Source organism: Pseudomonas sp. NPDC089395, assembly GCF_044749525.1.
Classification (GTDB): Bacteria; Pseudomonadota; Gammaproteobacteria; order Pseudomonadales; family Pseudomonadaceae; genus Aquipseudomonas.
Window position 1 is genome coordinate 66859 of record NZ_JBIVID010000012.1, and the last position, 21576, is coordinate 88434.

11 protein-coding genes are annotated in these 21576 nt (G+C 62.6%); 4 read left to right on the forward strand and 7 right to left on the reverse strand.

Annotation, left to right across the window (positions count from 1 at the left end; translation table 11 throughout):
• Nucleotides 1-245: 245 nt before the first annotated feature.
• Nucleotides 246-6074, reverse strand: coding sequence for a manganese-oxidizing multicopper oxidase MnxG (mnxG, locus tag ACIPZG_RS22690; protein ID WP_400717072.1), 5829 nt, complete (start codon nucleotides 6072-6074; stop codon nucleotides 246-248).
• 671 nt (nucleotides 6075-6745) lie between these two features.
• On the opposite strand from mnxG, the gene ACIPZG_RS22695 reads away from it, so the two are divergent.
• Together ACIPZG_RS22695 and ACIPZG_RS22700 are read left to right on the forward strand one after the other, a co-directional pair.
• Nucleotides 6746-8137, forward strand: coding sequence for a hypothetical protein (locus ACIPZG_RS22695; protein ID WP_400717075.1), 1392 nt, complete (start codon nucleotides 6746-6748; stop codon nucleotides 8135-8137).
• Between the two features lie 35 nt (nucleotides 8138-8172).
• Nucleotides 8173-10464 (forward strand): Ig-like domain-containing protein, encoded by a 2292-nt coding sequence (locus ACIPZG_RS22700; RefSeq protein WP_400717077.1) that lies wholly within the window; start codon nucleotides 8173-8175, stop codon nucleotides 10462-10464.
• 53 nt (nucleotides 10465-10517) lie between these two features.
• On the opposite strand, the gene ACIPZG_RS22705 is transcribed toward ACIPZG_RS22700, so the two are convergent.
• The 5 genes from ACIPZG_RS22705 to ACIPZG_RS22725 form a co-directional block, all read right to left on the reverse strand.
• Nucleotides 10518-11837, reverse strand: a complete 1320-nt coding sequence (locus ACIPZG_RS22705; protein WP_400717079.1) for a Y-family DNA polymerase — start codon at nucleotides 11835-11837, stop codon at nucleotides 10518-10520.
• A gap of 82 nt (nucleotides 11838-11919) precedes the next feature.
• On the reverse strand, nucleotides 11920-12189 hold the full coding sequence (locus ACIPZG_RS22710) for a PAAR domain-containing protein (RefSeq protein WP_400717080.1): 270 nt from the start codon (nucleotides 12187-12189) through the stop codon (nucleotides 11920-11922).
• Complete coding sequence (locus tag ACIPZG_RS22715) at nucleotides 12186-13874, reverse strand: DUF2875 family protein (protein ID WP_400717083.1); 1689 nt, start codon at nucleotides 13872-13874, stop codon at nucleotides 12186-12188. Before ACIPZG_RS22715 ends, ACIPZG_RS22710 begins: the two co-directional genes overlap by 4 nt.
• Nucleotides 13871-15895 carry a DUF3274 domain-containing protein gene (locus ACIPZG_RS22720; protein WP_400717085.1) on the reverse strand — a complete coding sequence of 675 codons (2025 nt, stop codon included), beginning with the start codon at nucleotides 15893-15895 and terminating at the stop codon, nucleotides 13871-13873. The genes ACIPZG_RS22715 and ACIPZG_RS22720 overlap by 4 nt, the downstream gene beginning before the upstream one ends.
• On the reverse strand, nucleotides 15892-18447 hold the full coding sequence (locus ACIPZG_RS22725) for a type VI secretion system Vgr family protein (RefSeq protein WP_400717087.1): 2556 nt from the start codon (nucleotides 18445-18447) through the stop codon (nucleotides 15892-15894). Before ACIPZG_RS22725 ends, ACIPZG_RS22720 begins: the two co-directional genes overlap by 4 nt.
• A gap of 571 nt (nucleotides 18448-19018) precedes the next feature.
• Between ACIPZG_RS22725 and ACIPZG_RS22730 the strand changes: the two genes are divergently transcribed.
• Nucleotides 19019-20224, forward strand: coding sequence for an MFS transporter (locus ACIPZG_RS22730; protein ID WP_400717090.1), 1206 nt, complete (start codon nucleotides 19019-19021; stop codon nucleotides 20222-20224).
• Here the strand turns inward: ACIPZG_RS22730 and ACIPZG_RS22735 are convergent.
• Nucleotides 20219-20650, reverse strand: a complete 432-nt coding sequence (locus ACIPZG_RS22735; RefSeq protein ID WP_008099859.1) for a LexA family transcriptional regulator — start codon at nucleotides 20648-20650, stop codon at nucleotides 20219-20221. The genes ACIPZG_RS22730 and ACIPZG_RS22735 overlap by 6 nt on opposite strands.
• Before the next feature lie 102 nt (nucleotides 20651-20752).
• Between ACIPZG_RS22735 and ACIPZG_RS22740 the strand changes: the two genes are divergently transcribed.
• Nucleotides 20753-21457 (forward strand): SOS response-associated peptidase family protein, encoded by a 705-nt coding sequence (locus ACIPZG_RS22740; protein WP_400717208.1) that lies wholly within the window; start codon nucleotides 20753-20755, stop codon nucleotides 21455-21457.
• Nucleotides 21458-21576: the final 119 nt, after the last annotated feature.

A 21576-nucleotide genomic window follows, 5' to 3' on the forward strand; every position in this document is an offset into this window, starting at 1 on the left:
CGAAAAGGCACATCCCTGCCGCAAGCCGGGAGCCCTCGCCCACCGGCCTCGCAAACAGTGTTTGGGGGCCAACAGGGATGGTGAATATAGTGATTCTCAAATGAGTTTAAATCTTATTTACGAAACTTACATGTTTGTAACTGAACTTGTCCAAAGCACCCAAGGCCCGTGAGGAGTCGTCACCGCAGTTGCACGACATCCCCACCGTGGGGCTGCTTTGCAGCCCCTCCTCGTCAAGCAACCCTTTACTGCGCGTTGGTCGGTACAGGCTCATCGCTGACACGCAGCAGCCCCCACATGCCGCCCAGATTGCCGAATGCCGCATAGTCCCGGTACAGGTAGTCGCCAGGTATCGCGTTGGCGCCGCCGGCACTGGGGAACATGAAGCTGAAGTGCGCCGCCGGCAGTACGCTTTCCTGAGCGCCGATGTACATGGCCATGGGGTTGTAGCCAAAGCGCACCGAACCGATTCCCGCGTCTTTCATGGGGTAGCCCCACAGGTCGACCCTTTCGGCCTGGAACGGGTTGAACGCCCAGACATGGCCGTCGAGCTGGAAGGTCGCGCCACGGCTGCCGCCCGAAGGCATCAGCACGTGGGTGCGGAACGGCTGCCCGGGCTTGACGCGCAGTATCGGCGTGACCGGGTCGCCACCGACCAAGGTATTGCTGTAGGCCATGTGGGCGTTCGGGACTGCGCCCAGGCCATTGCCACCCGCCTGGCCAAACGGTGCGTTGGGCGCACGGGCGAATCGGTACCACAGGGGCTCGCTCTTGTAGTTGATGGCCATGTCCGAGTTGTCTTTCGGGTCGTTGGGAATGCCCGGCCCTTCGGACGACATGTTCTCCACGGGCAAGCCGTTGGCCCAGCGCATGTTCAGGGACTTCTGCCAGACCGTGATGAAGTCGCGGTAAGGGCTGGCGCCCGGTGCCTGCACCGTAGCCGACGCTCTGGACGCGGCATCCTCTTGCCAGGTGGCGCCCGCTGGCGTCACCGACATGGCCGCCACCAGGCCTTTTTGCGGTTGCTTGATCGGGTCGGCCGGCATCAGGTTGAGGCCACCGAACTCGATGGGGGTCGCCTCGATCATGTCGACGTTGCGCCCCAATTGCGACGCCACCGGCTGACCGGCGCGCTCCAGGTGCCCGGCATAGTACTGATAGGTGCGGGTTGGCCAGGCCCCCGTGTTGCCTGCCCGGGGCGCCACTGTCTGCACCGGGTTGCTGCCGACGTTGAAGCCATCCGACTTGCTCACGTCGTAGGTCAGCAACTGGGCGTGCAGGCCAACGTGGCTGGAGGGTCGCATCAGGTTGTTGTTGAACGTGGTCGAGCCTTGCGCACTGGAACGGTCACGCTTGACCGTGCCTTGCATCACCGCGTGGTTCGGCAGGTCCGGCATCATCAAGGGCAGGCGATTCTCCAGGGTGATGTTGATGCAATCGCCGGCGGCGGCGCGCAGTACCAGCGGCTCGACGGGCACCCCGGGCTTGAGCTTGCCAGTGACCGGGTCCAGATCGGCCTTGCGCACATACAGGATGGCCGTCGGGTCGTGCAGAGGGCCGGACTGCCCGCCAATGGTGAAAGTCTCGCCATCTTCAGGGTCGAAGATCGTCACCTGCGGCACCGTCACCGGCCTTGGGTTGTAGACCAGGGTGCCACCGACCGTGTTGAGCGGGCCACCGACATGCTGGCCGGCACCTGCCGGGTCGCCGATGGTCAGCCCCAACGGGTTGGCGAGGATATCGTTGGCCAGCGCTGCAACCACCTCATAGTTGCGCTGCACCGTCGTGCGGTTGCCGACACCATTCGGATTGGGGGTGACGCGCGGACACACGCCATTGAAGTTGACCGTGTTGCGCGCGGCCACCGGCCTTGGGTTGTTGGGCAGCGGGAACAGGTCACTGCGGCTGAGCGAATAGTTGCGCATGATGCCCCACAGGCCACTCCAGTAGCCCTCCAGGGAAGCATCCATGGAGTACAGGTAATCGCCGGTATCGCTGGCCGCACTGGACATCATCGCTACCGGTGCCATGAAGCCGAGCTGCTCGGAAATCGCCACCATCTGCGACGCCTTCCAACCGGTGTTGGAGCTATTGCCGAAGCCGCTGCCCGAATGCAGCCACTTCACGCCGTGCAACGTCAGGTTGTGCTCCTCTTCGTGGCCGCCGGCATTGACCCGCAGGCGCACGTTGTCGCCGGTATAGGTGCGTAACATCGGCGTGAACGGATCGCCCGGCAAGTCGCCCCGGTTGATATGTCTGGGCAATACCGTGACCCCGCCGGTGGGGCCGGTCGCCGTGGTGATCGCGCTGGGGGCCAGGTTGAGTGCAGGGATCGCCCGGTCGGTACGGCTTTGCAGGGCATGGGCCAGGTCACCGGCCAGACCATCGGCCTGCATGCCCGGCTTGCCGTCTGGCGCCACCTTGTTCGGGTCGTAGACGCGCAGACCCAGGGGCTCATGCCGATAGTTGACGACGAAGATGCCAGGGTCCGACGCCGAGATCGCTTGCGGGCACGGCCGCGTCGGACACGTCAGCAGTTGGCCACTGGCAGCTTCCACGACAGACTCCAGCAGGTTGGCGGCCGCCTTGCGCCCAGGCGGGTTGATGGCGTAGCGGAAGCTGTCCGCCGTGGCCGGGAAGGCTTGCGCATCGGGAATACCATCGGGGCCCGCGCCGACGTAGACACCGGCTTCATAGGCGTGCTGGAAGTCGCTGAACTCGAGGAAGAACTCGCGGTAACTGTCGTTCTTGTTGTCACCGTTGAGATCCCCGGTCTCGATCACGGCTTGCCAGGAAGTCGGGCCGCCGTCCTGGCGCCCGCCGCCGTTATACAAGGCCTCGCCGGTTTCGGCGTGGTACCACTTGGAACCGGCAGGCTCGGCCAGCACGGTGGCGTACATGCCCACTTGCTGATGGGTCGAAGGGCCAAGGTGATCGTGGGTAAAGATATTGCCCAGGCCACGGTCGATGTTGTGCACGTTCACCACTGGGTCGGCGAACCAGCGTTGCAGGGTGGTGCGCGCCCCCAGCCAGTCCGCGCGATTGAATCGCCCGAAGTAAGGGTGCTGCTTGGCCACGGGGCAATCCTCGGTGCCTTCGCGTGGATCGCCGTCCCGGCAATCGTTGAACCGGCGAATGGCGTGGATGCGTTCGACCACGGTGGACGGCGAGAGCACGCCATCCTCGTAGTTCCATCCATTGGCCGAGCCGTCGGCGGCCGTCAGGTCCCACTTGGGCAAGTGGATATGCTGGCCGATGACGTCGGTTGGCGTACGCACCTGGTAATCGTCGAGTTCGTAGACTGAAGGCACCAGGTTGGTGTGCTGGTACATGGTGCAGTCGAAGGTGTTCATGCGCATCACCAACGGTTCAGGTGGGCGCTGTTTGTTGATCACCGGCCACGCATCCTCCCACAGGGTGAGGATGCGGGTTTGCGGGAAGTGATAGCCGATCTTGTTGAACACGGCGTCGAACTGGATATTGGCGCCTTTGTAGACCCGTGGGTGATCGGCACTGAACGGCGAGGCGCCGGTGAACGACTGGGCATCGAGACGCTCACCACTGTTGAAATTGCCGGTGCCGGCACTGCGGGTCAGGCGTTTTTGCCGGTCGTCCATGCACGGCTCGAAAAACGGCGCACCCGCCACGGGCGGCGCTCCGTTGGTCAGGAAGTCGCGCGGCAGCGTTTGGCCATTGGGCAGCACGGCGAAGCTGGCATGCGCTGGCTTGGCGTGGAAGGCCATGGCCGACTGTTCGACCTCGGTGCCCTCCTCGGGGAAGTACACCGGTTTGGCGCGCCCCAGGCCCTTGCTCATGTCCAGCAGACTGGTGGTCACGTGCGCCTCACCGCCCGCCGCCCAGCCATCCAGGCCATGACGTGGCAGGCCGCCATCCCAACCACCGGCCTGAGCCGGATCCAGCGCCGCCCACAATGCCTTGCCGCTGTCCTTCAAGGCCGTGGCCTTTTGCGCGTCGAGCATGTCCAGAGGTGGCGTGGGCGGACGTTGGCCGACGGTGCTTTCAATGCCGCCGATCCAGAACGGGAAGCCCGGATTTTTCAGGGTGCCATCGGCGTTGCGGTTGGCTTCACTGCGATCGACCAGGGCCAGCGAGCCTACGACGCGCGGCGCAGCCGGCGCTTTGCTGTCGTCACCCGGCTCCTGGCCTGCGGCCAGCGTTTCACCGCCCATTTTAGGAATCACCACCACCTTGCCTGGCATCGGCGGCAGGGCCTTGCCCGGCAAGGGCACGATCGCAGGAATGGGCGTGCCGGCGACGATCTCACCATCGGGCAAGGCCCGGGCGCCCGAGGCCGGCAAGCCACTGCGCAGGGCAAACGGCTGCGCATGGAAGTTGTTGTTGCCCGCCTGGGTGACCGCCAGGCGCGTGCCCTCTTCGAACACATCATGGATGCGCCACATGGCCCACATGCCTTGGGCGAAATGCGGGTAGAAATGGCAGTGATAGATCGCATCGCCGGCCACCCGGTTGCGGTTGCCGGACCCACCATGGGCGATCTCATAGGTGTAACCGGAGCCTGGGCCGACGCCCTGCGCATCCATGTAGTCGGAGTTGTCATCGTTGGGGTTGAACAACCACTGGTGACCGTGCAGGTGGAACACGTGTTGCTCGTAACCCACGCTGATATTGCGAAACTTCACCGCATCGCCCAGGTAGCTGTGGGCGACGTTGGAAGGCTCGGCCGGATACAGCGCCATGCTGGCCTTGATACCGACACGGTCGGCGGGCGGTACCTGACCGGGCGCCAGCATCTCGAGTCCAACGTTGGCCGGCACGTCCACCTGCATTGCGATATCGCCGGTGGTGTGTGCGCTGAGGAAGAATTCTTCATAGGCGCAGGACAAGCAATCATGCATCGGGCCGACACCCACCCGGTTGGCGATGACCTCGGCGCCCATGCCACCGGAACCGTAGTTGACCATGAAGGCGTCGCGAGCCGGATCGAGCATCTGGCCGAACACAGGATCGCCCCAGAACCCTGGAAACGCCTGGACAACAGCAGACTGGTCGTGGAACACCGCCGCGAAATCGCGGAACGGCTCCAGGCGATTGGGCAGGCTGGGGTTACGCTTGCCCTGGCTTTCAAGGGGATAGGTGGTCGGTGGGAAACTGCCATCGGCATTGGGCCCCATGATCACGGCGTCGGCATTGCTGGCAATGATCTCGCTGCCGTCGACCATGCTCAGAATCGGTTTGCCGGCCTTGCCTTCTGCGATCCAGGGTTCGAGCACCGGGTAGCGCGCCTGGTAGTCGATGATGGGCTGGCCGGCCGGGGTTCGCCCGCGCGTGGCCAGGCGCATCTCTTCTTCGGTGACCGTGTTGTGATAGGCCCGCCCACCTTTGGGCAGCACCACCACCTGGCCGAACAGGCCGTTGCCGACGTTGCCGGACGAGCCCTCGCTGCCGAAGGTGGCGCCGTAGCTGGTCGCCGCGAAAGTGCCTTCGCGTTCGGCGTAGAGGGTGTAGGTACGGCTTTGTCCGGGCGCCAGCAAGGTGTTGTCGTTACGTCCGCTGTTGGCGGAAATATCGTTGATCGATCCAAATGCCTGTAAGCCGTTGACCTGGAAACCCACATGACGGTCAGCGACTTGAGCGTCGACATGCAACTCGCCGTTGGCGGCGTTCTCGTGATCGTTGCCCTGGCCATTGGGGTTGGCCTGGAAGGCCAGCAGGTTCTGCAGATTGACCGTCAAACAGTCTCCGGCGGCAACCCGCAGTACCAATGGGCGCGGGCGCTTGTCCGGGCGCAAGGTGACCTGACCGGGTGTGGCGCTACCGCCTTGGGTGATCAACACCCCGTTGGTGTCCACCACATCCCCGCGCAGGGCATACATCATGCCGTTGGGGTTATGCGCACCGAGCCGGTTGAACATCAACGGCTGGTCCATGGCCACGACATTGGCCACCAAGGTGCGCTGGCACTGCACTGCCGCTTCGGCCAGCTCACCCCCCGCGAGCCATACGCCGGCAAGCAACGCCAATCCTTGCGGCCTCCTCAACCAGCAACGTAGGCGATCAAGATCGATTTGAGCGTGCAAGTGTGCGCAGGTCATTTGGGCGGGCCTCCAAGTCAGCACAAACATGGCTGACCTTCGAGCCCGCAAATATCGCGCCAAAATAAATCAAGTTTGAATTCAACCAGTTGCGAAGTTGCCACTGATAAGGGGGAAGGATACTTGCCCCCACTAACTCCCCTGCTCCCCCAAACTTGTTTCAAATTATGTACGAAAACCAGGAATGCACGCGCGCGCGAATAACTGTCACACAAGCGCCATCGATTAGAAAAAATCGGAATTGTATTGCCTGCAGTATCACCGGTGAAACGCTTGCGAGGCTTGACGGCGCCACTCCCCGCCAAGAGCAAAGTTCCCCACCACTGGGCGAATTCCCCCATTAGCGTCTGTTTCGACAAACACAAACTTCCATTCGAGAACCCGCCGGCCCCTCTTCCATTCAATAAAAATTGAGGATCGAGCGACACCACTGCAGCAGGAAACACCAGGAATATTCATTGCTCACTGAATAACGCGAACCGCTTTAACACAGCGGTAACCCATGCCCAGACAGACCTCACCCCAACTAATTTCGATTCAAGTATTTCGCTGGCGATATCGCGCCCACGACTTTTTGAGAATTAAACAGGCACGATCGTTGCTGATGCCGATTCAGAACCTTTCGACCGAGCTGCACCACCCAGCCTGCGTCATATCCAGAGGACTGAATCATGCAAAACAGATTGACCCTACTGGCAAGTTCTATCCTGCTTGCGTCATTGAGTGGCGGGACGGCGCAGGCAGGTCTCTACGCCGTAGACCCGGGTGTCCCCGGAGAACGCCCCTACCCCCTCGATAGCGGAAACAAGACGGGTTACGCCGCCTGGTATCAAGACACCCATGGCCGAACCCTTGACCTGTGCCTGAGCAAGGCCGTCAGCTCGCGCACAGCACCCACGCCCGGGGCGCCTGCCTACATGTGCGTGCTCAACCCGGCACCAGGGGAATTCGATGACACCCAGCCCATCGTCTTCCCTACCAACTATCCAGATGAAACCTTCTGGTTCGCCGCGGACGGCGCCATTACCGACGCCGCCAGCGGCATCGACCTGACCTATGTCGCGGCCATCGAAGCCGCGTTCAACGGCGAGGTCGCTGACGGCCACCAACTGAGCTTCGCCCGTATTCGCATTCGGGTGGATGTCCCCGCAGCCGGCGTCTACACCGTCACCCACCCCTATGGCGTCGACGTGTTCAACGTCACGCCCGAAGAGTTCGCCGACACCGGCGGCACCCGGGCAATCAACATGACCCGCGATATCGGCATCGGCCCATCCGGCGATTATTCCGGCGCGCTGAAGGGCGACATCGGACCGTTCCTGCGCAGCCTCAATGGCCCTTATACCGAGACCAACCCGGAAACCGGCCAGCAGGAGACCTACATCGGCGACCCGAGTCTGGAGGAGCCAGTCACTGGCAGCCCCTTCAACACCAACTATCTGCGTGTCCAGGGCCCTAACGGCATCGATACGCGCAGCGATACATTCTCCGTTTCCGGCAAGCTCAGCGCCGTGGATCTCCCCGCCCCGGCACTGGTCCAGCGTGCCACCTACTCAAGGGGCAGCACGTCCGGTGGCGTGGTCGCGCACCAGGATGTCTTCACCATGGCCCCTCCGCCTCCCGGTACGGCCAACTTCCTGGACAGCGCGGGCACTTCCGTGACCATGACCGAAGCCAACTCGACCGGAAGCTGGTATGGCCAGTCGACAGTCGACCCGTCGCTGCCGGCGGTCCTGCAAGTGACTGTCGACAACCACCTGGCGATCCCTACCCTCCATGCGCCAACCACCGTGCCGGTGCACCTGACCGATCTGGTCACCATCCGCCGCGCCGAATACAGCCGCAGCAGCGGGCGACTGACCATCGAGGCCTCGACCAGCGACCGCATCACGCCGCCCAACCTGACCGCCTACGCCGGACGCAGTGGCGCGCTGATCGGTGAACTGTCCGGCGGCGCCGACAAGTCCCTGTCGCCTAACGCCGGCACAGTTCCGCCAGCGACCATTCGGGTGACGTCGGCGAACGGCGGCAGCGATACAGAAGAAGTGGTCATCGTCCAGTGACCCATCCGAATTCGGATCAAGCGCCAGGAGCTAACATGAACAAGTGGCCACGCTTCATCTTCAACACACTGAGCCTGTCCATCGCCATGGTGGGCGGTGCCAACGCCGCGCTGCAGAGTTTCGACCCGGGGCCCTACACCCTCGCCACCGGCCGGTTCCCCATGTGGTATCAGGACTTCAACACTGTGAAGCTTGAGCTCTGCCTGTCCAAGACAGTCAGCTCCCGCGCGCCGGGCACCGCAGCAGCCCCCGGCTACATGTGCACCATTCCGGCCGAAGGCGGCTTCAACCCCGCCGAGCCCATCATCTTCCCCAACAACTGGCCAGGTGAAAGCTTCTGGTTCACCGCTGACGGCAGCGTCGGTGACCGAACCTTCGGCATCGAGCAGTACGTTGCTGCCCTGGAAGCGGTGGCCGGCGAAGGCGAGATCGTCGATGGCGAACAGCACAACTTCGCCCGCATCCGTATCCGCGCCGCAGTGCCTACCGCGGGCATGTACACCGTGCGCCATCCGTACGGTACCAAGGTGTACGTGGTTGCCACGCCAGGGCGGCGGGCGATCAACGACACCAGTGATATCGGCATTGCCACGCTCAACTACTCGGGGGCGCTGCAGGGCGCCCTCGGGCCGTTCCTGTACAGCGCGACGGCCCCCAATAGCCTGACCAATGAAGCCGGCCTGGAAATCGCCCGCTACTTCACCGAGACCAACCCGGAAACCGGCCTGCAGGAGAAGTTCGTCGGCGACCCGAACCTTGCGGACGTGGTGCGCGGCAGCCCGATCCTCGATGCCCAAGGTAACCCGCAGAACTATCTGGAGATCTCCGGCCCCGCGGGCACACTGCGCACCGATGTGTTCGCTATCTCCGGCAAGATCTACGACGACCGCACCCAGACGCCGGTGGAAGTGGAGCGCATCACCTACCAGCGTGACAGCAGTGGCTCGCAGGTCGAAATCTTTGCCGACTCGTTCCGTACCAACAGCGGTACCCAGGCACAGACCCCGGCTGCATCGACGGTGTGCTACCGCACCACCCTCACCCTCACCGGCACACCACCGGGACCGTGCCTGCCCAACGCGAATCTGCTGACGGACAACAACGGCTACTTCTACACCACCTTCGCCACCCCCGCCGCGCCGCCCTCCGTGGTGGTGCTGACAGCCAGCGAACTGGGTGGCGCGACCAAACCCACCTCGGTATCACGCACGCCTGTCGATGTGGTGAAGGTCAGTACGGCTCGATACGACCCGGACAATCACCGCCTGACCATCACCGCCAGCTCCAGTGACAAAGTCCTTAATCCTGGCCTCGTCGCCCAGGGATACGGGCCTCTGCCAGCAGACGGAACGCTGGTGGTCAATGATCTGACCCAGCCACCGGAAAGCGTTACGGTCAAGTCGGCTGCCGGCGGCTCGGACAGCGAACCGGTGACCGTCGCCGGCATCGTCGATGTCCCTGCCGAAAACCAGAAACCGCTGGCCGTGGCGGATACCGTCAGCACCAACGCGGGTGTACCGATCACCCTCAACGTGCTGGCCAATGACAGCGACCCCGACAACAACACGCCGCTAACCATCGGCAGCTTCGTACCGCCAGCGGCCGGCCAGGGCACGGTGGCGCTCAATGGCACCACCAGCCTGACCTACACGCCACCGGCCACCAATGCCCCGCTGCAGGCGACCTTCAGCTACATCGCCAGGGACAGCAAAGGCCTCGATTCGGAACCGGCAACCGTCACGGTCAACGTGACCCCGAACCCGGCACCGGTCGCCACTAACGACACCGCCGCCAGCCAAGGTGGAACGCTGACGCTCAATGTGTTGCTCAACGACGCCGGCAGCACGCCCTTGACCGTACTCCTCCTGACCCAGCCGGCGGCTGGCCAGGGCAGCGTCAGTACTGACGGCACCGTGGTGACCTACACCGCACCGCAGAATGTCACCGCGGCCTTTACCACCACCTTCACCTACCAGGTCCGGGATGCGTTCGGCACACTCTCGGCACCGGCCACCGTCACCGTGCAGGTCACACCGCAGGTCACGCAGGAGAACCTGGTGGTGACCAGCGCCGTGGCACGGGCGCGCGCCAATGACCGCTACACCTGGGACCTGTCCGGGACTTCCTCCGCGGTGGTCGGCAACACCCTCACCGTTCAGGTCACAACCGCCAACGGGCTGGTCACGGTGGGCACCGCTACAGTCCCGGTCAGCGGCCGCTGGCGGCTCTCGACCACCACCACGACCGTGGTGCCGAGCGCCAACCCAACGGTCACGATCCGATCCTCGCTTGGCACTGTGCGCACGACACCGTTGCTGATCCAGTAGCCCACCGCCCCGCCTCCTTCACGGAGGCGGGGCTTACCCCCGGACGCAAACGCTCAACATTTGACCGTCCACAACTGATCGATTCGCGTGGTGTAGGACTGGCTCATCATCTCCCTCCTCATCCCCCAGTCCGGTGCCACGGGCACGCTGGCAGCCCGCATGGTCCCGCGACCCCAACGCTGGTTGATGTCATCCATCACTTGCATCAGCCGGTCACAGGCCACCGACTGCTTGAGCGCAAACAGGTCCTCTGAAAACTCACCCGGCTGTCGCAGGTCCATGAGCAGCACTTCGGCCTTGCTGTAACGGAAACCCGGCCGGAATAGCCGCGCCACCGCTTCGGTCGCAAGCCGGGTCATCAGCAGCGTGTCGCAGGTGGGATAAGGCAACTCGACCATCACGCCCTGGGCGTGATGCGCCTCGTCCGGATTGAACATCCCGGTGCGGATGCTCACGCGCATGCGCTTGCAGACTGAATGCTGGGCCCGAAGTTTTTCCGCGGCGCGCCCCACGTAGGTGGCGACCGCCTGCTTGATCGGCGCGAGCTCGGTCAGGCGGGTGCCGAACATTCGGCTGCAGCAGATTTCCTGCTTCGGCGGCGCGGCCTCGTCCAGTTCAAGGCAGGGCGTGCCGGCCAGCTCGCGGGCGGTCTTTTCCACCACCACGCTGAATTTTTGCCGAAGCGTCCAGGCGTCGGCCTTGGCCAAGTCCATCGCCGTGCGTATGCCCATCGCCTCGAGGTGAGCCGTCATCCGCCGGCCAATCCCCCACACCTCTTGCACTTCGGTATTGCGCAACACCCAATCACGTTTGAACGGGTCGGTGATGTCCACTACCCCACCCGTCTGCGCCAGCAACCGTTTCGCCGTATGGTTGGCCAGCTTGGCGAGGGTCTTGGTGCCGGCAATGCCCACGCCTACCGGGATGCCGGTGCACCGCAGGACCCTTGAGCGCACCGTTCGCCCGAACTGGGTGAGGTTTTCCTGAATGCCGGTGAGGTCTGCAAAGCACTCGTCGATGCTGTAGACCTCGCTCGCCGGCACCATCGATTCAATCAAGGTCATGATGCGTTCGCTCATGTCGCCGTACAGCGCATAGTTGCTGCTGAACGCCATGATGCCGTGCCGGCGCAGCTTGTCCTTCACCTGGAAATAGGGCTCGCCCATCTTCACGAACGGTTTGGCGTCATACGATCGGGCAATCACGCAGCCGTCGTTGTTGCTGAGCACGACGATGGGGGTCTTGGCCAAATCGGGTCTGAAGACTCTCTCGCAGCTGGCGTAGAAAGAATTGCAGTCGATCAGGCAAATAGCTCGATCAGCATTTTTCTTCGAGAAGCCGCTCTGGGTAAGGGTAGAGTCTGGATTGGGCATAGGTAGGGAGCATCACGAAATCTGTATATATGTACAGTATTCCAGTAGCCCGGTCGCGTCTAGGGTAGTGTGAAACGCGTGATTACTCGACGCTCACATTCAGCGCATGGCTGGCCACGCCGTGACACCCGCATGCCAGCCGATGGCCTTGCAGCACCACAGGTTTACCGTTCATGCGGCGGCTTGGATGTCCCTCAACAAAGGCAAAAACCCCTTTGTGAAGTGGGCAACTGGCCTTGTCGCCCAGCACCGCTGGCGTTTTGCCGTTGACGGTGTGGGTGCCAGCCAGTTGGCATGACAGCACGCGGCCCCCACTGCTGGTGGGGTCGCCCAGGCAAATGGGAGGGTTCATGCCTTGGGTCGTCCGACACTTGGGAGGCCATACTTGAAGGGGTCAGCGCCACGGTTCTGCTGGTTCTTCGCTTTGCGTGCCTCATCTGGCGGGCTGATCATCTGCACGGTCAGGCTGCCGTCGCTGCCGGCGTACACCACGGCACTGGCACCGCCGTCGTGGTAGCTGGCGATGGTGGCCAGGTTGATTTCCACCAGCGCGCCGCTGACGCCGGTATTGCCCAGACGGCGACCGATGTCATAGCCCTCGTCGACATTGCCCACATCCAGGCCTTGGCCATCGGTGTTGAGGCTGTGCAAGGCGTTGGTCAGGGCGATTTCTGCTTCGGCGTTGTTGGTGGTGTCGTAGAACACGCGCACCGGTTTTTGCCCATCGGGCAGGGTGTCGAGGGCCTTGAGCCAACCCGCCTGCAAGGCCTTGGCCTGCAACGCGGGTTTGAGGCGCTTGCCGTGTTCGTCCTGCATGGAAACCTTGATCGGACGGTGCAGGTAACCCAGCACTGGCGCTGCGTCAAACTCCTTCAGCTGGTGTTCGGCCCAACGCACGGGCAGCCAGGGGGACGGTTCAAAATGGCCTGGGCCGCGGTTGTTGATGGTTTTCCACAAGGTGGGCAGTTGCGATTGCCAGTAGGCGGTGGACATGGTGCTCGGGTCTATCGAGACTTCAGCGCCTTTTGCGCGCTCAGCGGCCTCATACCAGTCTGTAAATGCCCTGTCCCGTTCCCAGTAAAACGCCCACAATTTCCCGAAGTCAGTTTTTTTGTCCTGATTGTCCTCGGCGTCACGAGTGACGAAGGGGCGAATGTAGCGGTCCACTCGATCCGAGCGCGTGACCAGCAGGCCTGTCGCGTTTTCGTAGATCGTTGGAACCACGTGGCCATTCTGCAATCCCGGTGTGCCCGGTTTGCGATAAGGGTCGCGCGCCACGTCACCGTCCTGGCTCGCGATCATGGCCTGTGGAACCTTGGGGTTATCGTCAAAAAACGTGAACAGTCGTTCGATCATGCCTTGCGCATGGGTAGTGTTTTCATCGTCTTGCCACAGAAACTGGGTAACGCCCAAGGTCGCCGCATTACGCCCTTCATTGATCAGGCCTTCTGCTCTGTACCCTTTAGCGTACGGATCGGGTGGACCTAGCGCAAACACCGGGATTGGCCAGTAGGCCACTGCTTCACCTGCCGAATTTTTGAATGCGATACGGGCTTTGATGTCTGCGGAGTTTCTCCTGGAGGTTAATGACGGGTTGTAGTCTTTCGCGTCCTGCGAGTAAATCGAAGCAAAGTTGTCGTTTTTCTTTTTGATGAACTGCCAGATTTTGGATTGGCCGTCTGTGTAAATTCCAAGTCCAACTCCCCGAATCTCCAGGGCGTAGGTCCGCGCTTGCGTGGCCTGCTGTTCGGCGGTTCTGGCCTCAATCTGGTTTCGATAATTGGCAAGCTCTGCTTTCTCATTTGCCAGGGCTTTGCCCCACCAGTGAATGCCGAAGATCAGCAGCAGCGAGCCGACAATCGCGGCGATGCCCCAGGCCATGACAGGTTTCATGTCGCGAAGTACCATATCGGCTTCCTGTGCTTTGAGTTGGACAATCCAGATGAAGCTAAGCCAGAGCACAATGAGTACTCCGGCGATCAGCTGATAAGGTTTCAGGTTGGGCCGTGACTTAGGGGAGGGGGATAAGTCCTTCATCGGCCATCTCCTTTCACAGGTGCATTGGCTAACAAGGACGGTGGCGTTAGCGAGACCAGCTCAGAAGACGGGAACACGCCCCGTTGATAATACTTACTACTGGCAGTCACCAATGCTTGAGCTTCCCTACTCAGTCGCGACCAGGCCGGTAATTCTTTGATTATCTCAAAGTACTTTTTATCCATCTTCCAATCCGCAATCGCTACCAACACCTCCCGCATAGCCGGATCATCGAGGCTGTGCGCCTGGCCAATCGCAATGTCCATTGCCGTCACCCAGCGTTGGTTCTCCGGGCTGCGCAACACGGCCGAGTGGTAGCTGTTAGCGTCCATTTCATCCGGATCTGCGGGCATCCGGGCCTGGATCTCATTAGGCGTTTCTTCACGGAAAATGACGTAATGATCCTGGGTCTTCAGCATTGGATTACCCGACACGGGTTTTTGACGTATGGCTGCTGTTTGATCGCCGGGCTCTTTGCCAGCGTTCCACCGAGCACGTTCTTCTTCCCGGTCGACCCGGGTAGGGTTGGTACGGACCTTGATCCATTTGAACTTGGCCATCGGATTGCCCAACGCAGAGCGGATGCTGACGTCATCGGGGCTGTCCATACCTGCCTGGGTGGGGGTGCCGGTTACCGCCTCACCGCCGAACATCTGAGGCGCGTGGGGTGGGCTCAAGGGTTCGGCATTGATCAGGCGTTCTTCACCTTTTGCTATTGGCGCTTGCGAGGCCACAGCGGCCTTTGACCAGCCGCCGGGGTATCGGGGTTCTCCCTCCGCCCGCAGCACTGTTTGTTGTATGGCGTCACCGACCAGCACCGGCTCGCCGTTGCGATGCCGCTTGGTCCACATGCGCTGGTAAAAACGCAAGGACTGCAACGCCGCCATCGCTGGTTTGCCGTCAGGCAAGGCATTGGGCACCCCATAGGTACCGATGCCCTGGACGTCGTCCAGGGCGACCGTGGTGTCGTCCGGGCTGAAGTACAGGTATACCTTGCCGCGATTATCACGCTCGGGAAAAACGGTGATGTTACCGACCTTGTCCTTGCGCGAGCCCTGTGTGGGTGACCACTTGGGGCCCGTGCGACCGCCGTAGGTCTTGCTGTCCCTGAGCGCAGAAAGCGGCGGCTGGGCATGGGGTGCCTGGGTGACGGCCGTGGCGATGCGGATAAGCGTCGCGAGTGTGTCATGGCCTTTGGGCGTGGCCTGGGGCAACACACTGTAAGGGGTGTCCACCATGATGACGGTGTCGGCACAGCGTTGGCCCTTGTCGATCAACAAGGCCTGGGCCAGCAGGGTAATCAAGGTGCCTTGACTGTGGCCCATGATGGTAATGGTTTCATCAGGCGATACAAGACGGATCTCACTGACCAGCATGGCCAGTCGCGTCGCCGCCAACACAAAGTAACGCCGATGCGGCCCTTTTCCCATGTACTGAGGGTTGGATAGCGAGAGTTGCGCAAGTTGCCGGATGAGCTTGGCAAAGCCTTTACCGTACATCTCCAGCAGGTTGTTGGTGGCATTGGCGAAAAAACCACCGCCCTTGGCAAAGTGCCGGTCCAGACGGTTTTCGAACACGTCCTGGTATTGGTCGCGCAGTTTGGTCGGGTCGTTATTTTCATCGCGCATTATCTCGCCAGGCTCAGCGCGGTAGCCCCAGTAAAACGGGATCATCAGGCTGCGGGTTTTGGGGTCGTTCGCGTCTCGCTGATAAAGGTACGTGTCTGGATCGTCGAGTGTGGCTTTGTGATCCTCGCCGAGTTCCTCAATCGGAATTTTTTTCGCAGCACTGTAGTCAGCCCCATACCGGCCCGCCTTCAGATCAGGCCGATCCAATCGCTCATTCACCCCTTGGCACAACCCCGTCTCCACCGACTCGTAAGAAGCCCCCGGGTCATTCACGCCGTGCAAGAAGATCACCACCCCTGGCAGGTCGGCGGGTACCTCCATTTTGCGTTCGGTACTGAAGTTGGGTACCAGCCGGGTGACGCTTTCAGCCACCGCATATTGATCGCCACTCATTGGCTGCCTCCTTTGCTGCCGGTGCTGCGCAGGGCAGCCACTTGCGCCTGGTGCATCGCTTCGCGCTCGACGTGTTCGGTGAGCCCGCTGGCGTCGGTCAGGCCTTGCACGGTGCTACCGTCTTCGAGCTTGATCTGGTAGGCGTGATCAACGGCCATTCGCACGCTGTCGTCGGCGTGCCCCGGGTAGTGGAAGGCCAGGCGTTGCGCCGCCGGGTCGCGGGTGAATGCTGGCAACGGGGCGCTGTCGGTGCGGGGGCCGACCCAGTCATGCTCGCTGGCATGGACGATCACCTTGCCTTGGCTGCCGATTTCGACACCGCCGCCGATCTTCATATAGCTGCCATCATCGGCCACCAGGCGGATGGTTGGCGCGGTGATGACCACCTCGCCTTCGGCGGCCGACAGGTGCAGGCTCTTTTGTGCGTTGACGGTGATGTCGTCTTCCTGGGCCTGGACCATTACTTTGCCGCGGTTGGCAATGGCACTGATGCCCTCATCCTGGGCGAAGGCACTGATGCCCTTGCCGGCTTGCAGGCGCATGGCGGCGCCGCTGGTCAACTGCAGGTGGTCCTGGGCGGTGGTGTCGTGGTTGGCACCGGCATAGTGGATTTGCGAGCGCGGTGTGGCACTGGTGATACCCGCCGCAGCCGCAACGGCCATGACTGGCTCGCCCGGGCTGTCGCTGTCGGGCGCTGGCCACTGTTTCAGCGCCTGGCCCAAGGCGTCGATGCCCTCGCTGTCCACCGCTGCCCCGCCTCGCGCGGCGGCGGTTTGCCCGAGGCTTTTGAACAGCTCCCCACACTCGGCCAGCAGCGTGAGCAGTTCTTCGCGGTCCAGCTGTGCCCCTGTGGCGTCCCGGCGGGCATAGGTGGTCAGCAACATGCCTTGGGCGGCGCGCAGGGCAATCGCGGCGTCGGTGCGCAATTCGGCACCGTTGCCACGGGCCTTGGCCTGGCCGTCAGAACGTGGCTCGGTGAGTTTGCCCAGATTGAGCGCTGTGGCCTGGTGCGTGGTACCGACGCGGGCACGCAAGGCGCCCGGTGTGTCGTCGAACAACAGCTCGTTGAACCCGCGGCCCTTGTGCTCCTGGGTCTGGATGCCGGAAAGCGCGCGGTTGCCTGGCAGGCCCGAGGCTTTGCTGAAGCGCGGCGGAGTCTGCTCGGCGTTGTACAGCACTGAGGTGACCACGGGGCGGTCGATATCGCCTGCCAGGAAGGTGACCAGCACTTCCTGGCCGATACGCGGCAAGAACTGATGGCCGAAGCCACTGCCAGCGCTGGGCATCGCGACCCGCACCCAGGTGGTGCCCTGCGGCAGGCTGTCGCCGCGCTGCCAGTGGAACCGGACCTGGATCCGCGCCAGCTCGTCAGTGAAGACTTCTTCGCCCTCCGGCCCGACCACGATCGCACTGAGCGGCCCGTTGAGGGTGGGGCGCGGCACGGTGATCGGGTGGCGGTAAGGGATGCTTTGGCGAATACAGACAAACTGGTTGTCGTAGCCTGCAGGCTCATCCGAGAAATAGTTGTTGCACCCACGGTGCTCCACCGACACGAGCAGGAACTGGCGAGCTTCTGCCGCACCGTCCTCATGGTCGAAGTGCTGGGTCAGTTCGAAGCTGTAGCCCGCACGCATGGCCCGGCAGTTGCTGGTGCCGGTGAAGGTCTTGGCCTGGGCTTCGATGACCTCCAGGTGGCGGCGGACCAGCGCCTCGCCCTCGTCAGGCAGGCGGTGACTGTAGGCACCGAGAAAATCGTACACCTCGTAGGGCGCGACATCGCCCTGTTCATTGAGGCTGCCCATGTGGACGGGCAGCGGATTTCTTGGCTGCTTGTAATCGAACGTCTGGATGGCCATCTTGCCCGATTGCAATACCCGGTGGCTGCGCCATTGGGTGATCGAGTCACTGGTCTCGGTGACAAAGGCGCTGTGGTAGCGGATTTGCGGTTGTTCGGGCAACGCTTGCAGAGCCTGGGATTCATCCGTGATGATCAGGCTGTGCCCGTCCGTGCCGTGTTCGAAGTAGAAGAACAGGCCGTCCTGCTCCAGCAAGCGCAACACGAAATCCAGGTCGGTTTCGCGATACTGGGTGATGTAGCTGTGGGATTTGAGAGGCTTATGCAGGCGAAACTCGAATGTGCCCAGCCCGCCGTAATGCTCGAAAACCGCGCGGATGACCGTTTCAATGGTCTGCTCTTGAAAGATCCGCGAATCAACGCGCCGCGTCAGCATCCACAGCCAGGGGCTCAGTGTCGCGCTGTAACGCGCCAGGCCACCGTCGCTGCCCAGCAGGTTGAACCGGGTGATGTGACCATGGATATGGCGTACGCCGCCGTCGGCCAATTCGATGTCCAGACGGGTAGGTTGGCCGATCAATGATTTGAGTTCGAGCCTGGCATCCTGGCTGATCAACGACAGCTCGAAGCTGAACAGCGTGGATAACCCTTCATTGCCGCTGAAATGCTCCAGCAACAACGCCTGGTCATCTCGGATGGGGGTGGTGAGTTTGATCAGTCGGCGGTTTTGTGGTGCAAAGATCTTCGTCAATTCCATCAACGATATTACTCCCTGGTAAAACCAGCTGCGGAAAGTATCACAGGCTCCGGGAGGGTCGAACCCATCGGGGCAAGTCAGAATTTGACAAACTGTGCCGGTCGTTCCATTGACAGAACTTTTCTCTTTCCATCGACAGCTTCACCGACTTGGGTGGTGGGCAGGCCATACGGGTGTTTCTGCCGCTCTACCTAGACGATTGGCGCCGGGCCAGCGATGACAGTGCACCAGAGGGCATCTACGCCCATACCCCCTGTATTCGATGCCTTGGGCAGGGAGATCAGGGTAAACAAAGAGGTGATCGAAATGGCAAGAAAACGGGCGGTTGCCAGGTTCGGTGACGCGCAACCCCCTAGTGACAATGTGCGCAAGCATGTCCATAGCTGACCCTCTTTCCTTTGCATCGATGAGGCGTTTGCAGAGTTGACTGGCCTGCAAGGTGACCTTCCCCAATATGCCCATCGGATCAAGAATCGAATTCTGCGCTGTACAGGGATTTCGGTCGGCACGAATTTGCATCCTGCGCCCAGGCTCCTACAGTTTCGAGCGTAGCGAGACAACCGAGGTCACGATGCGCAGCATCGAGAAAACCGCACACACGGGCGTCGCCAAGGCCTTGCCGAAGATCCCCCGCAGCGTCTGGGCTTTGGGGTTCGTGTCGATGTTCATGGACATTTCCTCGGAGATGATCCACGCCCTGTTGCCGCTGTACATGGTCACCGTGCTCGGCACCTCGGTGGTGGCGGTGGGCGTCATCGAAGGCATCGCCGAGGCCACCGCGTCGATTACCAAGGTGTTTTCCGGCGCCCTCAGCGACCGGCTGGGCAAGCGCAAGCTGCTGACGGTGCTGGGGTACGGCCTGGGCGCGCTGACCAAGCCGGTGTTTCCCATGGCCTCGGGGCTGGAATGGCTGATCGGGGCGCGTTTCGTCGACCGTGTCGGCAAGGGCATCCGCGGCGCGCCGCGGGACGCGCTGGTGGCCGATGTGACCCCGGTCGAGCTGCGGGGGGCGGCGTTCGGCCTGCGCCAGGCGCTGGACACGGTCGGCGCGTTCCTCGGGCCGTTGCTGGCGATCCTGCTGATGTGGCTGACCGCGAGCCATTTCCAGACGGTGTTCTGGGTGGCGGTGATCCCGGCGTTTCTCGCCGTGTACATCCTGGTGGCCTTCGTCCGCGAACCCCCGGCCTCGACACCGGCGCACCCGCCACGCTCACCGCTGGCGTGGCACGAACTGGCGCGGCTGGGCCCGGCCTACTGGCGCCTGATCGGTCTGGCCATACTCTTCACCCTGGGCCGTTTCAGCGAGGCCTTCCTGCTGCTGCGCGCCCAGGACATGGGCCTGGCGCCCTTGTGGGCGCCCGCGGTGCTGGTACTGATGGCGCTGGCCTACGCGCTGTCGGCCTACCCCGCCGGTGTGCTGTCGGACCGTATCGGCCGACGCGGGGTGCTGATGCTGGGGCTCGGCTTGCTGATCGCTGCCGACCTGCTGCTGGCGCTGCTGCCGGGCTGGGCCGGGCTGGCGTTGGGCGTGGCGGCCTGGGGGCTGCACCTGGGCTTTACCCAGGGCATCTTCGCCGCGCTGATCGCCGACAGTGCGCCGGCCAACCTGCGCGGCACGGCCTTTGGCCTGTTCAACCTGCTGACCGGGTTGGCGCTGCTGGCCGCCAGCGTGGTGGCGGGGCTGCTGTGGGATGGGGTGGGCTTCCAGGCGACCTTCCTGGTGGGGGCCGGCTTTGCCGGCGCTACCTTGGCGGCGGTAGCGATGAGAGCTTCATGAGTGCGGGTCGTGGCTACGCACGCTGAAGGTGACCACGCCCCAGATGGTCAATTCGTCACCCTCCATGATGTAGCGCGGCGCGAAACCCGGGTTTTCCGAACGCAGCACCACCTGCCCGCCGATACGGTGCAGGCGTTTGCACAAGGGCTCGCCGTTGACCGCGGCAATCACGATATGGCCATGGCGCGCTTCGATCGAGCGGTCGACCAGCACCAGGTCACCGTCGAAGATCCCGGCGCCCTGCATGCTGTCGCCGTCTATCCTGACCAGGTACATGTGCGGCGCCCGCAGGTTGAACAGCTCGTCCAGCGAGATGGGTTGCTCCATGTGGTCCGCCGCCGGCGAAGGGAACCCCGCCGGAATGCGAAACAGGTAGCGTGGCAGCGCAGCGCCGCCACAGGTGAGCGGCCCCAGGATGGAAGTCATGTCGCAGCCTTGCATGATAACTGTATACATATACAGTAACGATATGCCTGCGGTGCGGTCAATTGCCCCCGTAGGAAATTTCGACAAATGGGGGTGCATACCATGTGCGGACGCTTCGCCCAGTACCAGGGGCTGGCCGATTACCTGCGTGAGCTGGACGCCGAGCAGGACGTGATCAGCGGTTACGACAATGCGCCCATCGGCCGCTACAACGTGGCTCCCGGCAGCCGCGTGCTGATCCTGCACAATGCCGCCGATGGCCTGCGTATCGACCCCTGCCATTGGGGCTGGGCGCCGTTCTGGGCCACCGGCAAGCGGCCTGCGCCGATCAATGCGCGGGTCGAGACGGTGACCACTGGCAAGTTCTTCAAGGCCCTTTGGCCCCAGGGGCGGGCCTTGGTGATGGCTGACGGTTGGTACGAATGGGTTGCCGACCCGCATGACCCCAAGCGCAAGCAGCCCTATTTCATTCGCCTGAAAAGCCAGGCGCCGATGTTCATGGCGGCGCTGGCCGAGGTGCGTGCGGGGTTGGAGCCGAACGAAGGGGATGGCTTTGTGATCATCACGGCGGCGAGTGACGCGGGGATGGTCGATATCCACGATCGCCGACCGCTGGTGCTGGGGCCTGCGGATGCGCGGGCGTGGGTCGACCCCGAGGTGCCCGCCGAGGAAGCCGAACGGCTGGCGCGGGAGCGGTGCTTGCCGGTGGAGGCTTTTGAGTGGTTTGCGGTGGGCAAGGACGTGGGGAATGTGCGTAACGAAGGGGCGGAGTTGATTGTGATGCTCGATGGTGAGCATCTGACCTGAATATGGGTTGCCTGTACCGGCCCTTTCGCGGGGCAAGCCCGCTCCCACAGGTACACCACAAATCTCGATGCCTGTGATGTACCTGTGGGAGCGGGCTTGCCCCGCGAAGAGGCCAGCAA

What these genes read in the sequence shown, in the direction of transcription:
- mnxG (WP_400717072.1), bottom strand. Translation starts at nt 6,074, where the DNA reads ATGACCTGCGCACACTTGCACGCTCAAATCGATCTTGATCGCCTACGT.
- ACIPZG_RS22695 (WP_400717075.1), top strand. Translation starts at nt 6,746, where the DNA reads ATGCAAAACAGATTGACCCTACTGGCAAGTTCTATCCTGCTTGCGTCA.
- ACIPZG_RS22700 (WP_400717077.1), top strand. Translation starts at nt 8,173, where the DNA reads ATGAACAAGTGGCCACGCTTCATCTTCAACACACTGAGCCTGTCCATC.
- ACIPZG_RS22705 (WP_400717079.1), bottom strand. Translation starts at nt 11,837, where the DNA reads ATGCCCAATCCAGACTCTACCCTTACCCAGAGCGGCTTCTCGAAGAAA.
- ACIPZG_RS22710 (WP_400717080.1), bottom strand. Translation starts at nt 12,189, where the DNA reads ATGAACCCTCCCATTTGCCTGGGCGACCCCACCAGCAGTGGGGGCCGC.
- ACIPZG_RS22715 (WP_400717083.1), bottom strand. Translation starts at nt 13,874, where the DNA reads ATGAAGGACTTATCCCCCTCCCCTAAGTCACGGCCCAACCTGAAACCT.
- ACIPZG_RS22720 (WP_400717085.1), bottom strand. Translation starts at nt 15,895, where the DNA reads ATGAGTGGCGATCAATATGCGGTGGCTGAAAGCGTCACCCGGCTGGTA.
- ACIPZG_RS22725 (WP_400717087.1), bottom strand. Translation starts at nt 18,447, where the DNA reads ATGGAATTGACGAAGATCTTTGCACCACAAAACCGCCGACTGATCAAA.
- ACIPZG_RS22730 (WP_400717090.1), top strand. Translation starts at nt 19,019, where the DNA reads ATGCGCAGCATCGAGAAAACCGCACACACGGGCGTCGCCAAGGCCTTG.
- ACIPZG_RS22735 (WP_008099859.1), bottom strand. Translation starts at nt 20,650, where the DNA reads ATGACTTCCATCCTGGGGCCGCTCACCTGTGGCGGCGCTGCGCTGCCA.
- ACIPZG_RS22740 (WP_400717208.1), top strand. Translation starts at nt 20,753, where the DNA reads ATGTGCGGACGCTTCGCCCAGTACCAGGGGCTGGCCGATTACCTGCGT.